This is a genomic window from Caballeronia sp. INML1, from assembly GCF_023631085.1.
Lineage (GTDB): Bacteria > Pseudomonadota > Gammaproteobacteria > Burkholderiales > Burkholderiaceae > Caballeronia > Caballeronia turbans.
In genome coordinates, this window is sequence record NZ_JALQDT010000025.1 from 1 (window position 1) to 21,748 (window position 21,748).

At 62.2% G+C, this 21,748-nt stretch carries 19 protein-coding genes and 1 other RNA gene; 4 read left to right on the plus strand and 16 right to left on the minus strand.

Going from position 1 to position 21,748, the window contains the following annotated elements; all coding sequences use genetic code 11:
• Positions 1-102 precede the first annotated feature (102 nt).
• From cysM to gyrA, 16 genes are all read right to left on the minus strand, one after another.
• On the minus strand, positions 103-1,005 hold the full coding sequence (gene cysM / locus NCR38_RS09810; protein WP_061121175.1) for a cysteine synthase CysM: 903 nt from the start codon (positions 1,003-1,005) through the stop codon (positions 103-105).
• A gap of 288 nt (positions 1,006-1,293) precedes the next feature.
• Positions 1,294-1,683 (minus strand): helix-hairpin-helix domain-containing protein, encoded by a 390-nt coding sequence (locus tag NCR38_RS09815; RefSeq protein WP_250476926.1) that lies wholly within the window; start codon positions 1,681-1,683, stop codon positions 1,294-1,296.
• Between the two features lie 75 nt (positions 1,684-1,758).
• Positions 1,759-2,751 (minus strand): ADP-glyceromanno-heptose 6-epimerase, encoded by a 993-nt coding sequence (rfaD, locus tag NCR38_RS09820; protein ID WP_061121173.1) that lies wholly within the window; start codon positions 2,749-2,751, stop codon positions 1,759-1,761.
• A gap of 19 nt (positions 2,752-2,770) precedes the next feature.
• The gene (gene rfaE1, locus NCR38_RS09825) at positions 2,771-3,742 is read right to left on the minus strand and encodes a D-glycero-beta-D-manno-heptose-7-phosphate kinase (RefSeq protein WP_250476927.1); all 972 of its coding nucleotides are present in this window, start codon (positions 3,740-3,742) and stop codon (positions 2,771-2,773) included.
• On the minus strand, positions 3,711-5,111 hold the full coding sequence (locus NCR38_RS09830; protein WP_250476928.1) for a UDP-glucose/GDP-mannose dehydrogenase family protein: 1,401 nt from the start codon (positions 5,109-5,111) through the stop codon (positions 3,711-3,713). Before NCR38_RS09830 ends, rfaE1 begins: the two co-directional genes overlap by 32 nt.
• 82 nt (positions 5,112-5,193) lie before the next feature.
• On the minus strand, positions 5,194-6,369 hold the full coding sequence (gene lapB / locus NCR38_RS09835; protein ID WP_061121170.1) for a lipopolysaccharide assembly protein LapB: 1,176 nt from the start codon (positions 6,367-6,369) through the stop codon (positions 5,194-5,196).
• A gap of 42 nt (positions 6,370-6,411) precedes the next feature.
• On the minus strand, positions 6,412-6,705 hold the full coding sequence (locus NCR38_RS09840) for a lipopolysaccharide assembly LapA domain-containing protein (RefSeq protein WP_250476929.1): 294 nt from the start codon (positions 6,703-6,705) through the stop codon (positions 6,412-6,414).
• 293 nt (positions 6,706-6,998) lie between these two features.
• Positions 6,999-7,328: an integration host factor subunit beta gene (locus NCR38_RS09845; protein ID WP_008342376.1), complete on the minus strand. Its 330-nt coding sequence runs from the start codon at positions 7,326-7,328 to the stop codon at positions 6,999-7,001.
• Between the two features lie 23 nt (positions 7,329-7,351).
• Positions 7,352-9,082 carry a 30S ribosomal protein S1 gene (rpsA, locus tag NCR38_RS09850; RefSeq protein WP_250476930.1) on the minus strand — a complete coding sequence of 577 codons (1,731 nt, stop codon included), beginning with the start codon at positions 9,080-9,082 and terminating at the stop codon, positions 7,352-7,354.
• Positions 9,083-9,196: 114 nt separating this feature from the next.
• Positions 9,197-9,877: a (d)CMP kinase gene (gene cmk / locus NCR38_RS09855; protein ID WP_250476932.1), complete on the minus strand. Its 681-nt coding sequence runs from the start codon at positions 9,875-9,877 to the stop codon at positions 9,197-9,199.
• Positions 9,878-9,952: 75 nt separating this feature from the next.
• Positions 9,953-11,257 carry a 3-phosphoshikimate 1-carboxyvinyltransferase gene (gene aroA / locus NCR38_RS09860; protein ID WP_250476931.1) on the minus strand — a complete coding sequence of 435 codons (1,305 nt, stop codon included), beginning with the start codon at positions 11,255-11,257 and terminating at the stop codon, positions 9,953-9,955.
• Positions 11,258-11,278: 21 nt separating this feature from the next.
• Positions 11,279-12,205: a prephenate dehydrogenase/arogenate dehydrogenase family protein gene (locus NCR38_RS09865; protein WP_061121165.1), complete on the minus strand. Its 927-nt coding sequence runs from the start codon at positions 12,203-12,205 to the stop codon at positions 11,279-11,281.
• Between the two features lie 77 nt (positions 12,206-12,282).
• Entirely contained in the window at positions 12,283-13,365 is a 1,083-nt protein-coding gene (pheA, locus tag NCR38_RS09870; protein ID WP_061121164.1) for a prephenate dehydratase, read from the minus strand.
• A 41-nt stretch (positions 13,366-13,406) separates the two neighbouring features.
• Positions 13,407-14,489 carry a 3-phosphoserine/phosphohydroxythreonine transaminase gene (gene serC, locus NCR38_RS09875; RefSeq protein ID WP_061121180.1) on the minus strand — a complete coding sequence of 361 codons (1,083 nt, stop codon included), beginning with the start codon at positions 14,487-14,489 and terminating at the stop codon, positions 13,407-13,409.
• A 195-nt stretch (positions 14,490-14,684) separates the two neighbouring features.
• Positions 14,685-15,299, minus strand: coding sequence for a DUF2059 domain-containing protein (locus NCR38_RS09880; protein WP_035503315.1), 615 nt, complete (start codon positions 15,297-15,299; stop codon positions 14,685-14,687).
• Between the two features lie 159 nt (positions 15,300-15,458).
• Complete coding sequence (gyrA, locus tag NCR38_RS09885) at positions 15,459-18,104, minus strand: DNA gyrase subunit A (RefSeq protein ID WP_086961540.1); 2,646 nt, start codon at positions 18,102-18,104, stop codon at positions 15,459-15,461.
• A gap of 693 nt (positions 18,105-18,797) precedes the next feature.
• On the opposite strand from gyrA, the gene ompA reads away from it, so the two are divergent.
• The 4 genes from ompA to ssrA all read left to right on the plus strand — a co-directional run bounded on the left by ompA (position 18,798) and on the right by ssrA (position 21,524).
• Positions 18,798-19,460 carry an outer membrane protein OmpA gene (gene ompA, locus NCR38_RS09890; RefSeq protein WP_061121162.1) on the plus strand — a complete coding sequence of 221 codons (663 nt, stop codon included), beginning with the start codon at positions 18,798-18,800 and terminating at the stop codon, positions 19,458-19,460.
• A gap of 162 nt (positions 19,461-19,622) precedes the next feature.
• The gene (gene ubiG, locus NCR38_RS09895) at positions 19,623-20,321 is read left to right on the plus strand and encodes a bifunctional 2-polyprenyl-6-hydroxyphenol methylase/3-demethylubiquinol 3-O-methyltransferase UbiG (RefSeq protein WP_061121161.1); all 699 of its coding nucleotides are present in this window, start codon (positions 19,623-19,625) and stop codon (positions 20,319-20,321) included.
• Between the two features lie 4 nt (positions 20,322-20,325).
• The gene (gene gph / locus NCR38_RS09900; RefSeq protein ID WP_061121160.1) at positions 20,326-21,090 is read left to right on the plus strand and encodes a phosphoglycolate phosphatase; all 765 of its coding nucleotides are present in this window, start codon (positions 20,326-20,328) and stop codon (positions 21,088-21,090) included.
• Between the two features lie 76 nt (positions 21,091-21,166).
• Positions 21,167-21,524: a transfer-messenger RNA gene (ssrA, locus tag NCR38_RS09905) on the plus strand.
• Positions 21,525-21,748: the final 224 nt, after the last annotated feature.

Consider the following 21,748-nt stretch of genomic DNA (forward strand, 5'->3'; position numbering starts at 1 on the left):
GGCTGAGTCCTGTAATGTACAGAACTCAGCCCTCACGGCCTTAGCCCAAACCTGTCCAACTTTGCGGGGTCAGTTCAAAGCCGGGGTTTTCTATTTACGGCATCAAGCCGGAAAAACGCCCGTCGACAAATAACGATCGCCGCGATCGCAAACGATGAACACGATCGTCGCGTTCTCCACCTGGCGCGCGATGCGCAGCGCAACCTCGCACGCGCCACCGGACGAAATGCCCGCGAAGATGCCTTCGACCGATGCGAGGCGTCGCGCCATCGCTTCGGACGCTGCCTGACTTACGTTCTCCACGCGATCGACACGGCTGCGATCGAAGATCTTCGGCAAATACGCTTCCGGCCACTTGCGGATGCCCGGAATGCGCGAGCCTTCTTCCGGCTGCGCGCCGATGATCTCGATCTTCTGACTCTGCTCCTTCAGATACTTCGACACGCCCATGATCGTGCCGGTCGTTCCCATCGACGAAACGAAGTGCGTGAGACGGCCTTCGGTCTGACGCCACAGTTCAGGGCCGGTGCCTTCGTAATGCGCGAGCGGGTTGTCGGGATTCGCGAACTGATCGAGGATGATGCCCTTGCCGTCGCGCTGCATCTGATCGGCGAGATCGCGCGCGTATTCCATGCCGCCCGTCACCGGCGTGAGCACGATCTCCGCGCCGTACGCGGCCATGCTCTGACGGCGCTCGATCGACAAATCTTCGGGCATGAGCAGGACCATCTTGTAGCCGCGCATCGCGGCGGCCATCGCGAGCGCGATGCCGGTGTTGCCGCTCGTCGCTTCGATCAGCGTGTCGCCCGGCTTGATGCGGCCGCGCTCTTCGGCTTTCCTGATCATCGACAGAGCCGGGCGATCCTTCACCGAGCCCGCCGGATTGTTGCCTTCGAGCTTGCCCAGCACGACGTTGTTGCGGCTGCGGATTTCATCGTCCACGACGCGGACGAGCTGCACGAGCGGTGTGTTGCCGATCGTGTCTTCGATAGTCATGTAAGCCATATGCGAAAGCGGTCGATCCCCGCGCACGACTGCTCTGCCGCGGAGATTTTGATATAGGGATTCGTCGATTGTAGCCCACCGGTTCTGTCGATGCCGTCGCACCCCTGACGCGCGGATGGATTGCCGCGCGAAGTCGAAAGCCGGATGCCAGTACACCGGCCTCGCGTGCGCGCGGTCCGCACACGCAAAAAGCCCCGCGGGGAGGCCGTCCGCGGGGAGCCCAAAAAATCGGAAGGCTGAAGGAGATCGGAGGCGCCCCGTGCACCGGGCGCGCCGTTGTGTCTTCCGCTATTTCTTCACGACGACCGGCTTGGCCGACGTGGACGCCGAAACCGGCGTCGCGACCGCCGAGTTCGCCGCGCCCGGCGGTGCGGCGTTACCCGGTGTTGCGAGCGCGGCCGTCTTCGGCGCGGCGCCGACGGTCAGCCCCTCCGCTTCGAGACGTTGAACCGTCTTGCCGCCCATGCCCTTCACGCGCGTGCTGAGATCGTTGGCGTCCTTGAATGGGCCGTGCGCCTGACGTTCATCGAGAATGGCTTTCGCCTTCGCCGGACCGATGCCCTTGACGCCGCGCAGCGCGTCGGCGTTCGCGGTGTTGACATCGACGGCCGCCCACGCGCTTCCGATGGAAAAGATGAGGGCGAGCGCGGCGATCGACGAGAGTGCTTGCTTGAACATGACTGAGTCTCCGTGAAGGACCGGCCGGCACCAGCGCCGACCGTGAGACCCAGTGTAGAGAGACTCGAAACGCGTTTATAGCTGGCCGAATAGCCAACGCACGTAGCGATCGACGCCTTCCTGAACGGTCAGAAACGACGCGTCGTAACCCGCCGCGCGCAGCCGCGACTGGTCCGCCTGGGTGAAGCATTGATACTTGCCGCGCAGTGCGTCGGGGAACGGAACGTACTCGATGAGCCCGCGCTGCACCAGTTCCGCGAGCGACAGCGACGCTTCGCCGTTGAGTGCGCGCAACGCGTTCACGACCGTCGACGCGATATCGTTGAAAGGCTGCGCGCGTCCGGTGCCGAGATTGAAGATGCCCGACTTCTCCGGATGATCGAAGAAAAACAGGTTCACCTTCACGACGTCTTCGACCGAGATGAAGTCGCGCGTCTGCTCGCCGGCCGCATAGCCGTTGTATTCGCCGAAGAGCTTGACCTTGCCTTCCGAGCGGAACTGGTTGAAGTTGTGGAACGCGACCGAGGCCATGCGGCCCTTGTGCGTCTCGCGCGGGCCGTACACGTTGAAGTAGCGGAAGCCGACGATCTGACTCTGCGCCTTCGGCAACGTCTGACGCACGATCTGATCGAAGAGAAACTTCGAGTAACCGTAGACATTGAGCGGCTTCTCGACTTCGCGCTCCTCGACGAAGCGGCTCGACCCGCCATAAGTCGCCGCCGACGACGCATACAGGAACTGCGCGCCTTGCGCGAGGCACGCGTCCATGACGTCGCGGCTGTAGCGAAAGTTGTTGTCCATCATGTAGCGGCCGTCGGTTTCCATCGTGTCCGAACAGGCGCCTTCATGGAACACCGCGCGCACGCGGCCGAAATCGCCACGCCTGAAGCGCTCGACGAACTCGGTTTTGTCGAGGTAATCGTCGATCTCGCAATCGACCAGATTCTTGAACTTGTCGGCACGCGTGAGGTTGTCGACCGCGATCACGCGGTTCTCGCCGCGCTCGTTCAGCGCCTTGACGATATTGCTGCCGATGAATCCGGCAGCACCGGTAACGATGATGGTCATGGCGAAGTATGAGATAGGGTCAGGCGAAGAGTTCGTTGTAGTCGACGGTCGCCGTACCGAGCTTTCCTACGACGATGCCCGCCGCGCGGTTCGCATAGACGATCGAGTCGACGAGCGGCACGCCCGCGCCCAGCATGGTCGCGACCGTTGCGATGACGGTGTCGCCCGCACCCGAGACATCATACACTTCGCGTGCTTCGGCCGAGGTGTGCAGCACCTGGTTCTCGGTGAAGAGCGTCATGCCTTCCTCGGAGCGCGTGAGCAGAAGCGCGGAGAGGTCGAGTTCGGTGCGCAGCTTCGTCACGCGCTCCAGCAGGTCTTCTTCGGACTTCCATTGGCCGATCACTTCGCGCAGTTCCGCGCGGTTCGGCGTGATGAGCGTGGCGCCGCGATAGCGGTCCCAGTCATCGCCCTTCGGATCGACGAGCACCGGCTTACCCGCGCGCTTCGCGTCGGCGATCATCTGCGTGACGTGCGTGAGCCCGCCCTTCGCGTAATCCGACATGAGGATCACGTCGTGCTGCGGAAGAAGTTCCGCAAAGCGCGCGAGGCACGCGCGCAGCACTTCGTGATTCGGCGTGTTCTCGAAATCGACGCGCAACAGTTGCTGCTGGCGCGACAGCACGCGCAGCTTGATCGTCGTGAGCAGTTCGGGGTCGCGCTCGAGGTGCCCCGCGACCTTGCTTTCACCGAGCAGTTCGACAATGCGCTCCCCCGGCTCGTCATGACCGACCACGCAGAGCAAACCCGCCTGCGCGCCGAGCGCCGCCGCATTTCGGGCGACGTTCGCCGCGCCCCCGAGCCGGTCTTCCTTCCTCTGCACGTGCACGACGGGAACCGGCGCTTCGGGCGAGATGCGGTTGACGTCGCCGAACCAGTAACGGTCGAGCATCACGTCGCCGACCACCAGCACGCGCGCCGCTGAGATGCGCGCAAGCGGCACGACCGGAATGTCGGGGTTAGTTGCTGTCGCTGCGGTCGAGTTCGGCATGGGGACGTCCTATTGCAAAGTAGTCGATGCCCATTTCGGCCATCGCTTCCGGTTCATACAGATTGCGGCCGTCGAAGATCACCGGCGTCTTCAAGGCGCTCTTCAAGTGCCAGAAATCCGGGCTCTTGAATTCCTTCCATTCGGTCACGATGACGAGCGCGTCCGCGCCCGTCAGCGCATCCTGTTGCGTATTCACGAACTGCAGGCGCTTCAGGTCTTCGGGCCGATCCGCGAGATCGAGCGCGAACACGCGCCCTGCCTCCTCGCGGGCAACGGGATCATAGCCGCGCACGGTGGCCCCGCGTTGCAGCAGCGCCTCGATGATGCGCCGGCTCGACGCCTCGCGCATGTCGTCGGTATTGGGCTTGAATGCGAGGCCCCACACGGCGAACGTGCGCCCGCGCAGGTCTTCGCCCATGCGCTTCACGATCTTGTTGACGAGAACTTCCTTCTGGTCGTGATTCACCGCTTCGACCGCCTCGAGAATGCGCAGCGTGTGGCCGTTTTCGCGGGCCGTCTGCACGAGCGCCTGCACGTCCTTCGGGAAGCACGAGCCGCCATAACCGCAGCCCGCATACAGGAAGTGATAGCCGATGCGCGGGTCCGAGCCGATGCCGCGCCGCACCGATTCGATATCGGCGCCGACGGTGTCCGCGAGATTCGACAGATCGTTCATGAACGAGATGCGCGTCGCGAGCATCGCGTTGGCGGCGTATTTCGTGAACTCCGCCGAGCGCACGTCCATGTGCAGCGTGCGCTCGTGATTGCGGTTGAACGGAGCGTAGAGGCGCTTCATTTTCTCGCGTGCGAGATTGCCCGCGTAGTCGTCGTCGATGCCGATCACGATGCGATCGGGACGCATGAAATCGTCGACCGCCGCGCCTTCCTTCAGGAACTCGGGATTCGACACGACCGAGAAGCGATGCTTGTCCGAGCCTTCGAGCCCGCGCGTCTTCAGCTCTTCGTCGACGACTTTCTTCACCTGCAGCGCCGTGCCGACCGGCACCGTCGATTTATCGACGATCACCTTGAAGCCGTTCGAATATTTGCCGATGTTGCGCGCCGCCGCGAGCACGTACTGCAGGTCGGCGGAGCCGTCTTCATCGGGCGGCGTGCCCACGGCAATGTACTGGATATCGCCGTGCTCGACGCTGGCTTTCACGTCGGTGGAAAACTGGATGCGGCCGGCCGCGCGCGTGCGCCTCAGCATTTCCTGAAGGCCCGGCTCGTGGATCGGCACGCCGCCATTGTTGAGAATGTCGATCTTGCGCGGATCGACGTCCACGCAAAACACGTCGTTGCCGATTTCGGCAAGACATGCGCCGGTCACAAGACCGACGTAACCCGTGCCGACGATGGTTACTTTCATACGCTTTCCGGTGGTTTTTGAAATGCCGGTGGCGGAAGCGGCGCACTCACGCGCCGCCTGCTGTCATGCGTGCAGCGCGCGTTCAGGCCGAGCTCGTGATCGGCTCGACGCGGCGCGGCGCGTACGTCTCCCAGCCGCTGCAGCCGGGGCATTGCCAATAGAATAGTCGCGCGCGGAAACCGCAAGTTTGACACGTATAACGCGGCAGGTTCTTGGTGCGCTGTTTCACGAGATTACGCATCAACTCGAGCTCGCCGCGCCGCGGCTCGTCGGCCGTCGCTTCCTGTGCTTCGAGCAGGCGCGTCATGCCCGCGAGATTCGGCGCGCTTTGCATCTGCTTGCGCGCGAGCGCGTGCGCGGCTTCGAGGCCACGCAGCTCCTGAACGTGCTTGTAGGCGACATCGAGCAAATCGTTCGACGGATAGCGGGTCGTGTAGTCGATCAGCAGGTCGACGCCCTCTTCCCTGCGCCCGAGCGCGCTGTAGGCCTTCATCAGCTTCTCGGCGACGAGCGGCAGATACGCTTCGTTCTGTTCCTCGACACGCTTCCAGTGCGCTATCGCGGCTTCGACGTTGCCTGCGGCCGCTTCGACATCGCCCGCCAGGATCGTCGCGCGCACGTTGTCCGGGTTGGATGCCAGCGCGAGCTTCAGTTCGGCGCGTGCGCCGTCGGGATTCTTGCGCTGCAAGGCTTCCTGCGCGAGTTCGCAATGAAAATGCGCGATCTCCATATGCAGCGACGGCGCACCCATCTTCTCGATCTGCTCGGCCGTCGTGATCGACTTGGGCCAGTCCTTTTCGATCTCGTAGATGGTCAAGAGCGCCCGCTGCGCGCCGAGGGAGTACTCGCCCGCGTTCAGCGACCGGAATGTTTCCTCCGCGCGATCGAGCAGGCCCGCCTTCAAAAAGTCCTGTCCGAGTTCATAAAGCGCGTGATCTCGTTCGGCCGCGGGCAGATCGGCGCGGCTCAGAAGGTTCTGGTGCACGCGGATTGCCCGGTCGGTTTCACCACGGCGGCGGAACAGATTGCCGAGCGCGAAGTGCAGTTCGATCGTTTCGGGATCGAGCTTGGCGACCTCGATGAATGCGTCGATCGCCTTGTCGTGCTGTTCGTTCAGCAGAAAATTGAGGCCGCGAAAATACGAGCGCGGCAAATTCGCATTCTCGGACAACAGCGTTTTCAAATCATAGCGGGACGCCATCCACCCCAGCGCGAATGCGACGGGAATGACGAGCAGCCACCAGAAGTCTAGATCCATGCGATTAGTCGTTGAATGTGAGGTGTCTGCTTTCGCGTCGCATCAGATGAGCGGCGGCATCGGCGGCTCTTCCTTGACCACCGGCGTTTCACGCGCGACGCGCAGTTCGCGCTTCAAGCGGCCGTTTTCCATGCGCAGACGCACCATCGCCGGCACCGCCGACACGAGCCCTGCCAACAATCCCACGACGAAAAACGCGAGGCCGATCAGAATCAGCGGTGCAGTCCAGGCGTAGCCTGCGAGGAAGTTCAGCGTCACGGACTGGGTATTGGCGAGCGCCAGCACCAGCAACAGCACGAATACCAGAACGCGGATCAGCCAGACGATGAATTTCATGTACGGTCTCGCAAGAGCGGTTGCACCAGTCGACTCGGCCTTTCCGGCCGGGCCTGCGGTCGAACACCCAGGTCAAAGTGACCGGTATTGTAATTGATGCGTCCGGGCGCCGGCGGTTGCCCGCTCGCCGTGCGGAGTTTAAGCAAACAATGCACCCGTTGCGTCACATCTGCGATAAAAATACGCCGCGCATAAAAAAAGCACCCCGAAGGGTGCTTTCCTGGTCGATTGCCTCGTGGCCGGACGCCGCGAACCGAAAATCCAGACGGATCATCAGTCAAGATGCGCGCCGATCAGAGATCGTCCGCATCGTCGTCATTCGACGCCTTCAGAGGCTCGCCTGCGCGGCCGTCCACGCGTTCGCGCAATTCCTTGCCCGGCTTGAAGTGAGGCACGAATTTCTCCGGTACCAGCACCTTCTCGCCCGATTTTGGATTGCGCCCGACACGAGACGGACGACGATTGAGCCCGAAGCTGCCGAAGCCGCGAATCTCGATGCGGTGACCGTTGGCCAGAGCCTCCGACATCGCATCGAGCATCGTCTTCACCGCGAAATCCGCATCCTTGAGGACAAGTTGCGGAAATCGCGACGCCAACTGGGCGACCAATTCCGATTTGGTCATACTGCAGCTGTGCCGTTAAGGGCTTAGCTGTTCTGGCCGTCGAGCTTGGCCTTGAGCAGCGCGCCGAGGTTGGTCGTACCGGTCGCGGCGGCGTTCGAGTCGCCCTGCAGGCTGCGCATGGCTTCCTGCTGTTCGGCCGAATCCTTCGCCTTGATCGACAGGTTGATGCCACGCGACTTGCGATCGATGTTGATGATCATCGCGTTGACCTTGTCGCCTTCCTTCAGCACGTTGCGCGCATCTTCCACGCGGTCTTGCGCGATTTCAGAAGCACGCAGGTAGCCTTCGACTTCGCCGGACAGCGTAATGACCGCACCCTTCGGATCGACCGACTTCACGATGCCATCGACGATTGCGCCCTTGTCGTTGATCGCGACAAAGTTGCTGAACGGGTCGCCTTCGAGCTGCTTGATGCCGAGCGAAATGCGTTCCTTCTCGACGTCGATGCCCAGAACCACGGCCTCGACTTCGTCGCCCTTCTTGTACTTGCGGACGGCTTCTTCGCCGGTTTCCGACCACGACAGATCCGACAGGTGAACCAGACCGTCGATGCCGCCAGGCAGACCGATGAACACGCCGAAGTCGGTGATCGACTTGATGGCGCCGCTGATCTTGTCGCCCTTCTTGAAGTTGCGGCTGAAGTCATCCCACGGATTCGGCTTGCACTGCTTCATGCCGAGCGAGATACGGCGGCGGTCTTCGTCGATTTCGAGAACCATGACTTCGACTTCGTCGCCCAGTTGGACAACCTTCGACGGCGCAACGTTCTTGTTGGTCCAGTCCATTTCCGACACGTGGACGAGGCCTTCGATGCCCGATTCCACTTCGACGAACGCGCCGTAGTCGGTGATGTTCGTGACCTTGCCGAACAGGCGCGTGCCCGACGGGTAACGGCGCGAGATGCCTTCCCACGGATCGTCGCCGAGCTGCTTGATGCCGAGCGAAACGCGGTTCTTCTCTTGGTCGAACTTGAGGATCTTGGCGGTGACTTCCTGGCCAACCGACAGAACTTCCGACGGATGACGCACGCGACGCCATGCGATGTCGGTGATGTGCAGCAGGCCGTCGATGCCGCCGAGGTCCACGAACGCGCCGTAGTCGGTGATGTTCTTGACCACGCCTTCGACGATCGCGCCTTCCTTCAGCGTCTCGAGCAGCTTCGCGCGCTCTTCGCCCTGCGTCGCTTCGATGACGGCGCGGCGCGACAGCACCACGTTGTTACGCTTGCGATCGAGCTTGATGACGCGGAATTCGAGCGTCTTGCCTTCGTACGGCGTCGTGTCCTTGACCGGACGCGTGTCGACGAGCGAACCCGGCAGGAACGCGCGGATGCCGTTGACCATCACGGTCATGCCGCCCTTGACCTTGCCGGTGATCGTGCCGGTCACGAGTTCGTTGTTGTCCAGCGCCTTTTCCAGCGACAGCCACGAAGCGAGACGCTTCGCCTTGTCGCGCGACAGGATGGTGTCGCCATAGCCGTTTTCCAGCGCGTCGATCGCGACGGAAACGAAGTCGCCCGCCTGCACTTCCACTTCACCCGCGTCGTTCAGGAATTCTTCGAGCGGAATATAGGCTTCGGACTTAAGACCAGCGTTCACGACCACGAAGTTGTGGTCGACACGCACGACTTCGGCGGAGATCACTTCGCCGGCGCGCATGTCCTGCTTGGTCAGCGACTCTTCGAACAGAGCCGCAAAGGATTCGGTATTCGGGGTGGAGGTTTGCAGGTCGGACATAAAAATCTGTATTTGCACAGCCTTTGCGCGATGGTCCCCAATGGACCGGTAAGACGCAACGCCGCACGGGGTTAAAGGGTTTAACACACGCTCCGTTTTCGACGGAGCACCTTGCTTCACTACACAAACGCGTCACGCGCGAACTTCGCTATACCAGCCGATGATCTGTTCGACCGCTTGATCGATCGACAAACCGGAGGTGTCCAGCGTCTTCGCATCCGCCGCCGGCTTGAGCGGCGCGGCGCTCCGGTTCATGTCCCGGTCGTCGCGTGCGCGCAAATCACGCAGCAAGTCATCTATATTAGCAGAAAAACCTTTTTGCATCAATTGCTTATAGCGCCGGGCCGCACGCGCCTCGGCGCTCGCGGTCAAAAATACCTTCAGCGTGGCGTCGGGAAAGATCACAGTGCCCATGTCGCGGCCGTCGGCGACGAGGCCGGGGCGCTTTCGAAAGGCGCGCTGACGCGCCACCAGCGCCTGACGCACTTCGGGATGAACGGCGATCGCGGAGGCGCGGTTGCCGACTTCTTCCTGCCGGATTTCGCTCGAGACGTCCACGCCGTCGAGTTGCGCGCAACCTTCGCGGAAGGTGATGTGGAGCGCTTCGATCAGCTCTGCAAGGCCGGGTGCGTCGTCTTTGGCAACCTCGTAGCGGATGCTCGCGAGCGCCGCCAGCCGGTAGAGCGCGCCGCTGTCGAGCAGGTGAAAGCCGAGCGTCGCCGCGACGATCGCCGCGACCGTGCCCTTGCCCGAAGCGGTCGGCCCGTCGATGGTGATCACTGGAGTGGGGTCGAAAGGACGGGTCGGTTTCATCGAGTCTGGCCGGTCTGGCCCGTTATTACGGTCATTGAAGTCGAAGTCATCGCGTTTCACGGTACAGCGCTCCGGTTACGCTTTCACGAGCGTCGAAAAACGCTCGAAGTAGTCCGGAAAGGTCTTGTTCACGCATTTCGGATCGTTGATGCGCACCGGCACGCTGCCGAGACTGACGAGCGAGAAGCACATCGCCATGCGGTGATCGTCGTAGGTGTCGATCGCCGCGTTCGGCGTGAGCGTCGCCGGCGGCGCGACGACGAGAAAATCCGCGCCCTCTTCCACCGTCGCGCCGACCTTGCGCAGTTCGGCCGCCATCGCGGCGATGCGGTCGGTTTCCTTCACGCGCCAGCTCGCGATATTGCGCAGCGTCATCGTGCCGCTCGCGAAGAGCGCGGCCACGGCGATGGTCATCGCGGCGTCCGGAATCAGATTGAAATCCATGTCGATGGGCGCGAGCTTGCCATCATCCGATTCGACGCCGCGCACTTCGATCCAGTCTTCGCCCATCATCACGTTCGCGCCCATGCGATTGAGCGCGTGCGCGAAACCGACATCGCCCTGGATGCTCGAACGCCCGACGCCTTCCACGCGCACCGGCCCGTGGCCGATCGCGCCCGCGGCCAGGAAATACGACGCGGACGACGCGTCGCCTTCCACCATGATCGCGCCCGGAGACTTGTAGCCCGCGCCCGCGGGGATCGTGAAGCGCGACCAGCCCTCGCGCTCGACGGTCACGCCGAAGCGCTCCATCAAACGGATCGTAATGTCGATGTACGGCTTCGAGATAAGTTCGCCCTCGATCTCGACTACAACGGGCACGCTACGGCCGACGACAACCGGCAGGCTCATCAAGAGCGCGGTGAGGAACTGGCTCGACACGTCGCCACGCACGCGGATCGGTTTGTCGATCGCGATCTTCGCAGCGTGGATTCGCAGCGGCGGAAAGCCGTCGTTCAGTTCGTAATCGATCGCAGCGCCGATCTGACGCAGCCCGTCGACGAGATCGCCGATCGGCCGCTCGTGCATGCGCGGCACGCCGTGCACGCGATATTCGCCGCCGTTCACTGCGAGCGCCGCGGTCAGCGGCCGCACCGCCGTGCCCGCGTTGCCGAGAAAGAGCTCCGCCGACTTCGACGGAAACGCGCCGCCCGTCCCGCCGACGATCACGCGCTCGCCATCCTCACGCACAGCGACGCCGAGCGTGTTGAGCGCGGCGAGCATGACGCGCGTGTCGTCGGAATCGAGCAGATTCGTGATGGACGTTTCGCCGCTCGCGAGCGCCGCGAGCAGCAGCACGCGGTTCGAAATGCTCTTCGAGCCGGGCAGCCGCACGGTGCCGGACGCGCGGGAGAAAGGTCCGAGATCGAGATGTTCCATAGTGTTTCCTTGGGTCGCAGCTTATTTCGCGGCGATGTCGTTCGATGGCTTGATGCCGCCGCGTTCCTGCCATTCCTTGCGCGCCACGCGCGAACGCGCGAACGCGGCTTCGAGCGCCGCGCCATCCGATGCGTCGATCGCCGCGCGAAACCGTGCGAGCACGGCCGTGTAATCGTCGAGTTCCGCCAGCAGCGCGGCGCGGTTCGCGAGACAGATGTCGCGCCACATTTCCGGGCTCGAAGCCGCAATGCGCGTGAAATCGCGGAAACCGCCCGCGGCGAACGAGAATTTCAGATCGGCGTCGGGCGTATCGAGAATCTGATCGACGAGGGCGAACGACAGCACATGCGGCAGATGACTCACCGACGCGAACACGCGATCGTGCTGCGCCTCGCTCATCTGACGCACGCACGCGCCGGTCGCGCGCCACATCGACGCGATGCGCTCGACGTCGTCCGCCGCGTTGTCGGGCAACGGGCACAGCACGACATTGCGATCGACGTACAGGTCCGGCAACGCGGCATCGACGCCGCTCGACTCGCGCCCGGCGATCGGATGTCCCGGCACGAACTGCGCGATGCGCTCACCCAAGGCGCGGCGCGCCGAAGCGACGACATCCGTCTTCGTGCTCCCTGCATCGGTGACGATGGTCCGCGCGTCGAGAAAAGGTGCAATGCGCGCGAGCAGCGGCTCGGTCTGCGCGACAGGCGCGGCCAGCAGCACGACGTCGGCGCCCTGTAGCGCGCAGGCGAGCGCGGCGTCGTCCTCGAGCGCGGCGGCTTCGTCGATTACGCCGAGTTCGAGCGCCCGCCCGACCGATGCAGCCGAACGCCCGACGCCGACGATACGACCCGCGAGCCCCGCGCGTTCACGCAACGCGCGCGCAAGCGATCCGCCGATCAGGCCGACGCCGAAGATAACCAGTTTGTTGAAAGAGAACGCAGCCACGGGACATCGATAAGAGCGCGTCGTCCGACGCAAGGTGAAACGAACCGCCGCGACCGATCGCAGCGGCGACGAGCCAATCAGCGCGCCCGCGGATACGAGCCGAGAATTTTCAGGAACGCAGACTTGCGCCCCAGCTCCGCCAGCGCGGCGGCCACTGCGGCATCGTCGCGATGGCCTTCGATGTCGATATAAAAGTAGTACTCCCACGCGCCGGAGCGCGCCGGGCGCGACTCGAAGCGCGTCATCGAGACACCGTGCTTTGCGAGCGGCTCCAGCAGCTTGAACATGGCGCCGGACTCGTTCTCCACCGTGACGATGAGCGACGTCTGATCGTGGCCGCTCGAATCCGTCGGCTGCTTGCCGATGATCACGAAACGCGTGCGGTTATGCGGGTCGTCCTGAATCATCGAGAACACGACGCCGAGACCGTAGTGCGTCGCGGCGCGATCGCCGGCGATGGCCGCGACCGTCGGATCCTCGACCGCCATGCGCGCAGCTTCCGCATTGCTCGACACGGCCTGCCGCTCCAGCTGCGGCACGTTTGCGCTCAACCAGCGCTGACACTGCGCGAGCGCCTGCGGATGCGCGCACACGCGCTTCGCGCCATCGAGCGTGCCGGACGCCGTCAACAAATTGTGATGGATCGGTAACGCGAGCTCGCCACTGATCAGGAGCGACGTCTGCAGCAGCAGATCCAGCGTGCGCGACACCGCGCCTTCCGCTGAATTCTCGACTGGCACGACGCCGTACTGCGCCGCGCCCGCTTCGACGGCGCGAAACACCTCGTCGATCGACGGGCATGGCACGCCGTGAATCGAATGCCCGAAGTATTCGAACATCGCCTGTTCGCTGTACGTGCCGACGGGCCCGAGAAACGCGGCGCTGATGGTTTGTTCGAGCGCGCGGCTCGCGGCCATGATCTCGCGCCAGATCGACGCGATGTGTTCATCGGCGAGCGGGCCGTCGCTCATTTCCTGCAGTCGCGCGATGACCTGCGTCTCGCGCTCCGGGCGAAACACGGGCGCATTGAAATGCTTTTTCACCTCGCCGACTTCCAGCGCGACGGATGCGCGCTGGTTCAACAGCGCAATGAGCTGCGCGTCGAGCACATCGATGCGCTCGCGCAGCGGTTTGAGTCTTGAATTGAGATCGTCGTCCATGCGGTGCTTGAGCTTGTGCGGTTGAGTGAGCGTCGTCGCTATTAAGCGCCCGTGCGCTCGAATTCCTTCATGTAATCGACGAGAGCGTTGACTCCCTCGATCGGCACCGCGTTGTAGATCGATGCCCGCATGCCGCCGACGGACTTGTGGCCCTTCAGTTGCAACAGCCCGCGCGCCTTCGCGCCGGCCAGGAAATCGGTATTGCGCGATTCGTCGGCGAGGAAGAACGGCACGTTCATGCGCGAACGGTTCTGGCGCTCGACCTTGTTGACGTAGAAATCGCTGGAATCGATGGTGTCGTACAGCAGCTTCGCCTTTTCGACGTTGCGCGCCTCGATCGCTTGCAGGCCGCCCTGCTTCTTCAGCCACTTGAAGACGAGGCCCGCGATGTAGATCGCGTAGGTCGGCGGCGTGTTGTACATCGAGTTGTTTTCCGCGACGATCTTCCACTCGAAAGCCGACGGACAGATAGGCAGCGCGCGATCGAGCAAATCCTCGCGCACGATCACGACGGTTACGCCCGCCATGCCGATGTTCTTCTGCGCGCCGCCGAAGAGCACGCCGTACTTCGCGATGTCCATCGGGCGCGACAGGATATGGGAGGAGGCATCGGCGACGAGGGGAATGTCGCCGAGATCGGGAATCTCGAAGGCTTCGACGCCGTCGATGGTTTCGTTCGAGCACAGATGCACGTACGCCGGATCGTCCGACAGCTTCCATTCGGAGAAGGCCGGAACGCGCGTGAAGCCTTGTTCCGTCTTGCCGCTGGCCGCCAGATGCGGCGTGCCGTATTTCTGCGCTTCCTTGAAGGATTTCGTCGACCAGGATCCGGTCACGACGAAGTCGGCGGTCTGCTTTCTGCCGAGCAGGTTCATCGGCACGATCGCGTTTTCGCCGATGCCGCCGCCCTGCAGAAAAAGGATCCGATGCGACGCAGGCACCTTCAGCAGATCGCGCAGGTCGGTGAGCGCAGCTTCGTGGATCGACATGAATTCCGCGCCGCGGTGGCTCATTTCCATCACGCTCATGCCGCTGCCTTGCCAGTCGAGCATTTCATCGGCTGCTTGCCTCAGAACTTCTTCTGGCATGGCGGCGGGGCCGGCGGAGAAATTGAACACGCGCATCTGGAGATCCCGGAATTCCGATTTGACAGACGCGAATGAAGGCGGATCGAACGACGACCGCGTCATCACGTCCAAAAAAGAAATGGCTGCTTGCGCTTCTTGCGCAAACAGCCATTATCGCACTGTCCTGAAAACCCGCCAATGAAGAGGACGGCAAGCGCCGTCCAGCGGATTTCCGTCAGGCCGGCGCCGGGCTTACTTGGCGCTCGGCTTGACGCTTGCCACTTCCTGATCGGCTTGCGTGCGCGTTGCCTTGATGGCTTGCGGCATGTACTTCTGCATCAGGCCGTTCACGACGTCGCGGCCAACCTGATCCTGAACCTGGATGAATTTGCGGCCGGTCGGGCTCTTGTAGAAGTTGGTCAGATCCTTGATCTCGTCGGTCGAGTAGTACTTCGCGTATGCGTCGTACTGAGCCTGCATCGCGTCCTTGCGGAATGCGTCGGTTGCGAAGACCTGGCCAGCGGAATCGACCAGCTTCGGCACTGCATTCTTTTGGAGCGACGGAACGGCGGCTTGCTTCTGCTTGTCGTTCAGCGTCTTGTTCTCCGACAGCGCGTCCGAGAGGATCGCCGGCACGAGTTGCTTCGATTGCATCTGCGCGCTGTTACCGATCGCACCGACCAGCTTCTGCGCATCGATCGCGTCGAGCAGGTCCTTGATCGCGGCTTGCTTGGCCGGATCAACCGGTGCTGCTGCGGCCGCCGGTGCGGCCGACTGTGCGGGCGCCTGGTTCTGAAGCGACTGAGCCATCGCGAAAGTCGGCACGAAAGCGGCCAGCAACATCCACTGCTTGAAACGTCCTTGCATCATTACTCCCTGTAAAAAATATCCAGTTCAGCACTGGCGACGAGCTTGCCCGTTTTCCGACGCCGGCCTCGCCTGACGCCGGCAACGAACTCACGTCGCGCAGCTTAACTAATCCGAGCTTTCAAAAGCGATAACGAGAGGCCCGCGACACAAAAAATATCAGGCGCTTTCTCCGCCTTCACCATTCTCTGGGTCACCGGGCTTGGCCGCCGTGTCATCCGAACCGGCGTCTGCTTCGAGTTCAGCCTCGGCTTCCGCCTCGGCGATATGCTGCAGTCCCGACAACTTGGTTCCCTCGTCAAGGCTGATGAGTGTAACACCTTGAGTTGCACGCCCCATTTCGCGGATTTCGGAGACACGCGTGCGAATGAGCACGCCCGAGGTCGTGATCAGCATGATCTCGCTCTCCGGTTCGACGAGCGTCGCCGCGACGACCCGGCCGTTGCGCTCCGACGTCTGGATCGCGATCATACCCTTCGTGCCGCGACCGTGACGCGTGTACTCATTGATCGGCGTGCGCTTGCCGTAACCGTTCTCGGTCGCCGTGAGCACCGACTGGTTTTCGCCGCCCGCGACCAGCATCGCGATAACCTGCTGCCCGTCTTCCAGTTGCATGCCGCGCACGCCGCGCGCCTCGCGACCCATCGCGCGGACGTCGTTTTCGTCGAAACGCACGGCCTTGCCCGCGTCCGAGAACAGCATCACGTCATGCTCGCCGTCGGTGATCGCAGCGCCGATGAGATAGTCGCCATCGTCCAGACCGACCGCGATGATGCCCTTCTTCATCGGACGGCTGAATGCTTCGAGCGGTGTCTTCTTGACGGTGCCGAGCGCGGTCGTCATGAACACATACTTGTCCGCGGAGAACTCCTTGATCGGCAGCACGACGTTGATCTTCTCGCCGTCCTGCAGCGGGAACATGTTGACGATCGGGCGGCCGCGCGAGTTGCGCGAGCCCTGCGGCACTTCGTACACCTTGATCCAGTACACGCGGCCGCGGTTCGAGAAGCACAGCATGTGGTCGTGCGTGTTCGCGATGAAGAGCGTGTCGATCCAGTCGTCTTCCTTCATCTGCGTCGCCTGCTTGCCGCGCCCACCGCGCTTCTGCGCGCGGTATTCGGAAAGCGGCTGCGACTTCACGTAGCCCGAGTGCGACATGGTCACAACCATGTCCGTCGGCGTGATCAGGTCTTCGGTGTTGAGCTCCGTCGCGTTCAGTTCGATGCGTGAACGGCGCTCGTCGCCGAACTCGGCGCGCACCTGGCCCAGTTCATCGACGATGATCTGACGGATACGCTCAGGCCGCGCGAGGATGTCGAGCAGGTCGGCGATCTGCGCCATCACGTCGCGATACTCGCCGACGATCTTGTCCTGCTCGAGCCCAGTCAGGCGCTGCAGGCGCATCTGCAGAATTTCCTGCGCCTGGACGTCCGACAATCTATATAGACCGTCTTCCTGGAGACCGTACGCGGGATTCAGCCCTTCGGGACGATAGGCCACGCGGCCGCCCGTAGCCTCGGTCTCGGTGCGCGTCAGCATTTCGCGCACGAGCGACGAATCCCACGGACGCGCCATCAGTTCCTGTTTCGCGATCGGCGGCGTCGGTGCGGCCTTGATGATCGCGATGAATTCGTCGATGTTCGCGAGCGCGACGGCGAGACCTTCGAGCACGTGCCCGCGATCGCGCGCCTTGCGCAGTTCGTATACAGTGCGCCGCGTCAGCACTTCCCGTCGATGCGACAGGAAGCATTCGAGCATTTCCTTCAGATTCAGCAGCTTGGGCTGGCCGTCGACGAGCGCGACCAGATTCATGCCGAAGGTGTCTTGAAGCTGCGTCTGCTTGTACAGGTTGTTCAGAATGACTTCCGGCACTTCCCCGCGCTTCAGTTCGATCACGACGCGCATGCCGCTCTTGTCGGATTCGTCGCGGATGTCGGAAATACCCTCCAGCTTCTTCTCGTTGACGAGTTCGGCGATGCGCTCGAGCAGCGTGCGCTTGTTCACCTGATATGGAATCTCGTCGACTATGATCGCCATGCGCTGGCCGCGGTCGATCTCTTCGAAGTGCGTGGCCGCGCGCATCACGACGCGTCCGCGCCCCGTGCGGTACCCGTCACGCACACCCGCTACGCCGTAGATGATGCCGGCCGTCGGGAAATCCGGTGCCGGCACGATCTCGATCAGCTCGTCGACGGTGGCTTCGGGCGTGTTCAGCAAATGCAGACAGGCGTCGACGATTTCACGCAGGTTGTGCGGCGGAATGTTCGTCGCCATGCCCACGGCGATGCCGGCCGAGCCATTGATCAGCAGATTGGGGATGCGGGCCGGAAGAACGAGCGGCTCGTTCTCGCTGCCGTCGTAGTTCGGACCGAAGTCGACGGTTTCCTTGTCGATGTCGGCCAGCAGTTCGTGGCCGATCTTCGCCATGCGAATTTCGGTGTAGCGCATCGCCGCGGCATTGTCGCCGTCGACCGAACCGAAGTTGCCCTGGCCGTCGACCAGCATGTAGCGCAGCGAAAACGGCTGCGCCATCCGAACGATCGTCTCGTAGACGGACGCGTCGCCGTGAGGATGGTATTTACCGATGACGTCGCCGACAATACGCGCCGATTTCTTATACGCGCGGTTCCAGTCGTTGTTCAGCTCGTGCATCGAGTAGAGCGCCCGACGATGCACCGGCTTCAAGCCATCGCGGACATCGGGAAGCGCGCGCCCGACGATCACGCTCATCGCGTAATCGAGATACGAACGGCGCATTTCCTCCTCGAGGGAGATTGGCAGAGTCTCTTTGGCGAATTGATCCATTATCCGTGTCTTGAACTTTGCAGCGGCGACACGGCAGCGCGCGCGGTGATCTCGCGGACTCGCCCGCCGGCCGCGCGACATGCGCCGGCGTAGCGCGTAGCCGACGTACGCTGCGCGCTGCGTATGCAGCGCATGCCTTTGTATGCGTGCGAACGCAGCGCATCAGGAGATTCTACCATGCGCGACATTTGCCCCCGGACGCCTGCTGTATACATACAGTGTGTATCGGGTCCGAAACTGGCATGCGCGTCGACACTTCGCAATGCGCAATGCTGTACCAATTACTTACAAAAACTGGGGAACGAATTCCGTCTGTTCGTCGCGCAGGCGGGCTATCATGCCGCCTCGCCGTTCTGCCAGACGCATAAACACGCACGATAAAAATCCGCAGGAAAACGCTCTCGGGCACGCGATATGCGCACGTTTCGCGCTTTCTCCGACCCGACCGCCTCCTGTCCCCTTCTTGTTGCGCATGCACCACATAAGGTTGCGAGCGTAGCGCGTGCGGGGATATTTTTATCGTTGCAAGGGAACGATATGGCAAAATGCCAACGCACAAACTTAGACATTGCTCGAAGTCTATACAACGCGTTTTGTTCCGTGGGGAATGTTATACTTCGAGCAATGTATGACTTGTCTTCGTCTACAGGCTCGCAGTAAACCTGCGGTAATCTCAATTTCGAGAGGAGAAATATGAATAAACTTTCAAAGCTCGCGTTCATTGCAGCTACCGCAGTTATGGCTGCATCGGCCTCGGCACAGTCGGTGCCGGCCTCGCGACAAGCCGTGAACGACAACTGGGTGAACGGTACGGGCGAGTATGTGTGGATGAACGGCACGAACGAACTGTGCTGGCGCGACGCATTCTGGACCCCGGCTACGGCAAACGCGAAGTGCGATGGCGCACTGGTCGCACAAGCACCGACGCCGCCGGCACCGGTCGCTCCGCCGCCCCCGGTCATCCAGAGCCAAAAGGTTACCTATCAGGCTGACGCTCTGTTCGACTTCGACAAGGCAGTCCTGAAGCCGGCCGGTAAGGAAAAGCTGGACGATCTCGCATCGAAGATCGGCGCGCTGAACCTCGAAGTCGTGGTTGCAACGGGTTACACCGACCGTATTGGTTCGGACAAGTACAACGATCGTCTGTCGCTGCGCCGTGCGCAAGCTGTGAAGGCTTACCTGGTCAGCAAGGGCATCGAAGCCAACCGCATCTACACGGAAGGCAAGGGCAAGCGCGACCCGGTCACGAAGGGTAGCTGCCAACAGAAGAACCGCAAGCAACTCATCGCCTGCCTCGCACCGGATCGTCGCGTGGAAGTCGAAGTTGTCGGCACGACGCGTCAGCCGCAGCAGTAATCGCGAGCCGGATTGCCGCAGATCGAACCCCCGCCTCGGCGGGGGTTTTTTTATGCCCGAAGCTTTTTGGGCATTGGCTTAATCCAGCTTTTTGCCCGCCCATTGCGGCGCCTATATACTCGGTCCTAATCGATTCACGACTCAATCAAGGCCCTTCCGAACATGACCAATGTCGATCCCCACGAACTTCAGAAATTCAGCGAGCTCGCGCATCGCTGGTGGGACCCGAACGCCGAGTTCAAGCCGCTGCATGAACTGAACCCGGTACGGCTCGACTGGATCGATGCGCATGCGCATCTGATGGGCAAGCGTGTGCTCGATATCGGCTGCGGCGGCGGCATTCTGTCCGAGTCGATGGCCACGCGCGGCGCAACTGTGAAAGGCATCGATTTGTCGGCGAGCGCACTTGGCGTCGCCGATCTGCATAGCCTCGAAAGCGGTGTCGAAGTCGCGTACGAAGAGATCTCGGCGGAAGCCCTCGCCGCGCGCGAGCCCGGTTCATACGATGTCGTGACTTGCATGGAGATGCTCGAGCACGTGCCGAATCCCGCGGGCACCGTCGCCGCTTGCGCTGCGCTCGTGAAGCCGGGTGGCTGGGTGTTCTTCTCCACGCTGAATCGCAACGCGAAGGCTTATTTGTTCGCCGTAATCGGTGCGGAATACATCGCGCGCATGCTGCCGCGCGGCACACACGATTACGCGCGCTTCATCAAGCCGTCCGAGCTGGCCACGTTCGCGCGTGCGGCCTCGCTTTTGACGGTCGACATCAAGGGCATCACGTATCGGCCGATCTCCAAGCATTTCGGTCTGTCAAACGACACGAGCATCAACTATATGATGGCTTGCCGCCGCGAAGCCTGACGCCATGATCAACGACGATCCCTTGTCCACGGGCACCATCGATACCAAGCCCCTGCCGGAAGACACGACTCCCCTGCCTCAGCGCCTCACCGAGGGCGACGGTCTCGCGTTGTGCCAGGCCGTGCTGTTCGACCTCGACGGCACCATCGCCGACACCGCGCCTGATCTGGTCGCCGCGGTGAACAAGATGCGGCACGACCGCGGCCTCGAGATGCGGCCGCTCGAAATGCTGCGGCCCTATGCGTCGGCGGGCGCGCGCGGACTGCTCGGCGGCGCCTTCGAGATCGGCCCGGAACATCACGAATTTGCCGCGATGCGCGAGGAATTCCTCGCGAACTACGAGGCCGATCTGTGCATCGAAACGACGCTCTTTCCGGGCATCGCGGAGATACTCGATCAACTGGATGCACGCGGCGTGCGCTGGGGCATCGTCACGAACAAGGTGACGCGGCTCGCCGCGCCGCTCATCGGCCTGCTGGGACTCGACACGCGAGCCGGCTGCCTCGTCTGCGGCGACACCACGCCGCATTCGAAGCCGCACCCCGCGCCGCTCCTGCACGCCGCCGAATTGCTGGATGTCGCGCCGGAGCGCATCGTCTATGTCGGAGACGATCTGCGCGACGTGCAGGCCGGGTTTGCCGCAGGCATGATCACCGTGGCGGCCGCATACGGCTATTGCGGCGACGACATTCCGCCGCACCGCTGGCACGCCAATCACGTGGTCGATTCGCCGGAAGAACTTCAGCACTTGTTGCGCGACATCGCGTGAGTTGCGAGGCGAACGGCTTGAAAATCGCGCCGTTCGCCTCATTTGGCTTTTCGTGGGATAATCTTCCCTACGCTTTGGGGGCGACCTGGTTTCGACAGGGGTTGTGAAGCGGTCAGGGCATACCGAGGACCCGTCACCTCGTTAATCAATGGGAAAATCGTAACTGCAAACGACGATACGTTCGCACTGGCAGCCTAAGGGCCGCCGTCCTCTCACTAATTCACTGACGGGTTAGGGTAGCAATACCACGAGAGGTCATATACGTCAGATAAGCCTTTGCGGCGTCACGACGCCAAGGTCGAAAACTTAGTGAATCGCTGTAACGAAGCGTGTTCGTCCGCGTCGTTCCGGTTAAATCAAAAGACAGAACTAAGTATGTAGAACTGTTCGTAGAGCGCTTCTGGACGCGGGTTCGATTCCCGCCGCCTCCACCAGAACACCCGGTAAAAACCCGCGACTGCGCAAGCATCGCGGGTTTTTTCTTGGGCCCACGACAGGCAAAAAAAAACCCCGCACGAGGCGTAATGCCGTTCAGTTAAGGTCTTTTCTTAGATAACGAACGGTGTACCGTTTAGGGCGGAATTTGACGACCCGGTCGCATGCGCGTCCGGGTCGTTTTTCGTTGGGGAGAGACTTGAGCCTTTCGCGCAGGCGCTGA

Coding starts and splice junctions, on each gene's coding strand:
- cysM (WP_061121175.1), bottom strand. CDS start 1,005: ATGGCTTACATGACTATCGAAGACACGATCGGCAACACACCGCTCGTG.
- NCR38_RS09815 (WP_250476926.1), bottom strand. CDS start 1,683: ATGTTCAAGCAAGCACTCTCGTCGATCGCCGCGCTCGCCCTCATCTTT.
- rfaD (WP_061121173.1), bottom strand. CDS start 2,751: ATGACCATCATCGTTACCGGTGCTGCCGGATTCATCGGCAGCAATATC.
- rfaE1 (WP_250476927.1), bottom strand. CDS start 3,742: ATGCCGAACTCGACCGCAGCGACAGCAACTAACCCCGACATTCCGGTC.
- NCR38_RS09830 (WP_250476928.1), bottom strand. CDS start 5,111: ATGAAAGTAACCATCGTCGGCACGGGTTACGTCGGTCTTGTGACCGGC.
- lapB (WP_061121170.1), bottom strand. CDS start 6,369: ATGGATCTAGACTTCTGGTGGCTGCTCGTCATTCCCGTCGCATTCGCG.
- NCR38_RS09840 (WP_250476929.1), bottom strand. CDS start 6,705: ATGAAATTCATCGTCTGGCTGATCCGCGTTCTGGTATTCGTGCTGTTG.
- NCR38_RS09845 (WP_008342376.1), bottom strand. CDS start 7,328: ATGACCAAATCGGAATTGGTCGCCCAGTTGGCGTCGCGATTTCCGCAA.
- cmk (WP_250476932.1), bottom strand. CDS start 9,877: ATGAAACCGACCCGTCCTTTCGACCCCACTCCAGTGATCACCATCGAC.
- aroA (WP_250476931.1), bottom strand. CDS start 11,257: ATGGAACATCTCGATCTCGGACCTTTCTCCCGCGCGTCCGGCACCGTG.
- pheA (WP_061121164.1), bottom strand. CDS start 13,365: ATGGACGACGATCTCAATTCAAGACTCAAACCGCTGCGCGAGCGCATC.
- serC (WP_061121180.1), bottom strand. CDS start 14,489: ATGCGCGTGTTCAATTTCTCCGCCGGCCCCGCCGCCATGCCAGAAGAA.
- NCR38_RS09880 (WP_035503315.1), bottom strand. CDS start 15,299: ATGCAAGGACGTTTCAAGCAGTGGATGTTGCTGGCCGCTTTCGTGCCG.
- gyrA (WP_086961540.1), bottom strand. CDS start 18,104: ATGGATCAATTCGCCAAAGAGACTCTGCCAATCTCCCTCGAGGAGGAA.
- ompA (WP_061121162.1), top strand. CDS start 18,798: ATGAATAAACTTTCAAAGCTCGCGTTCATTGCAGCTACCGCAGTTATG.
- ubiG (WP_061121161.1), top strand. CDS start 19,623: ATGACCAATGTCGATCCCCACGAACTTCAGAAATTCAGCGAGCTCGCG.
- gph (WP_061121160.1), top strand. CDS start 20,326: ATGATCAACGACGATCCCTTGTCCACGGGCACCATCGATACCAAGCCC.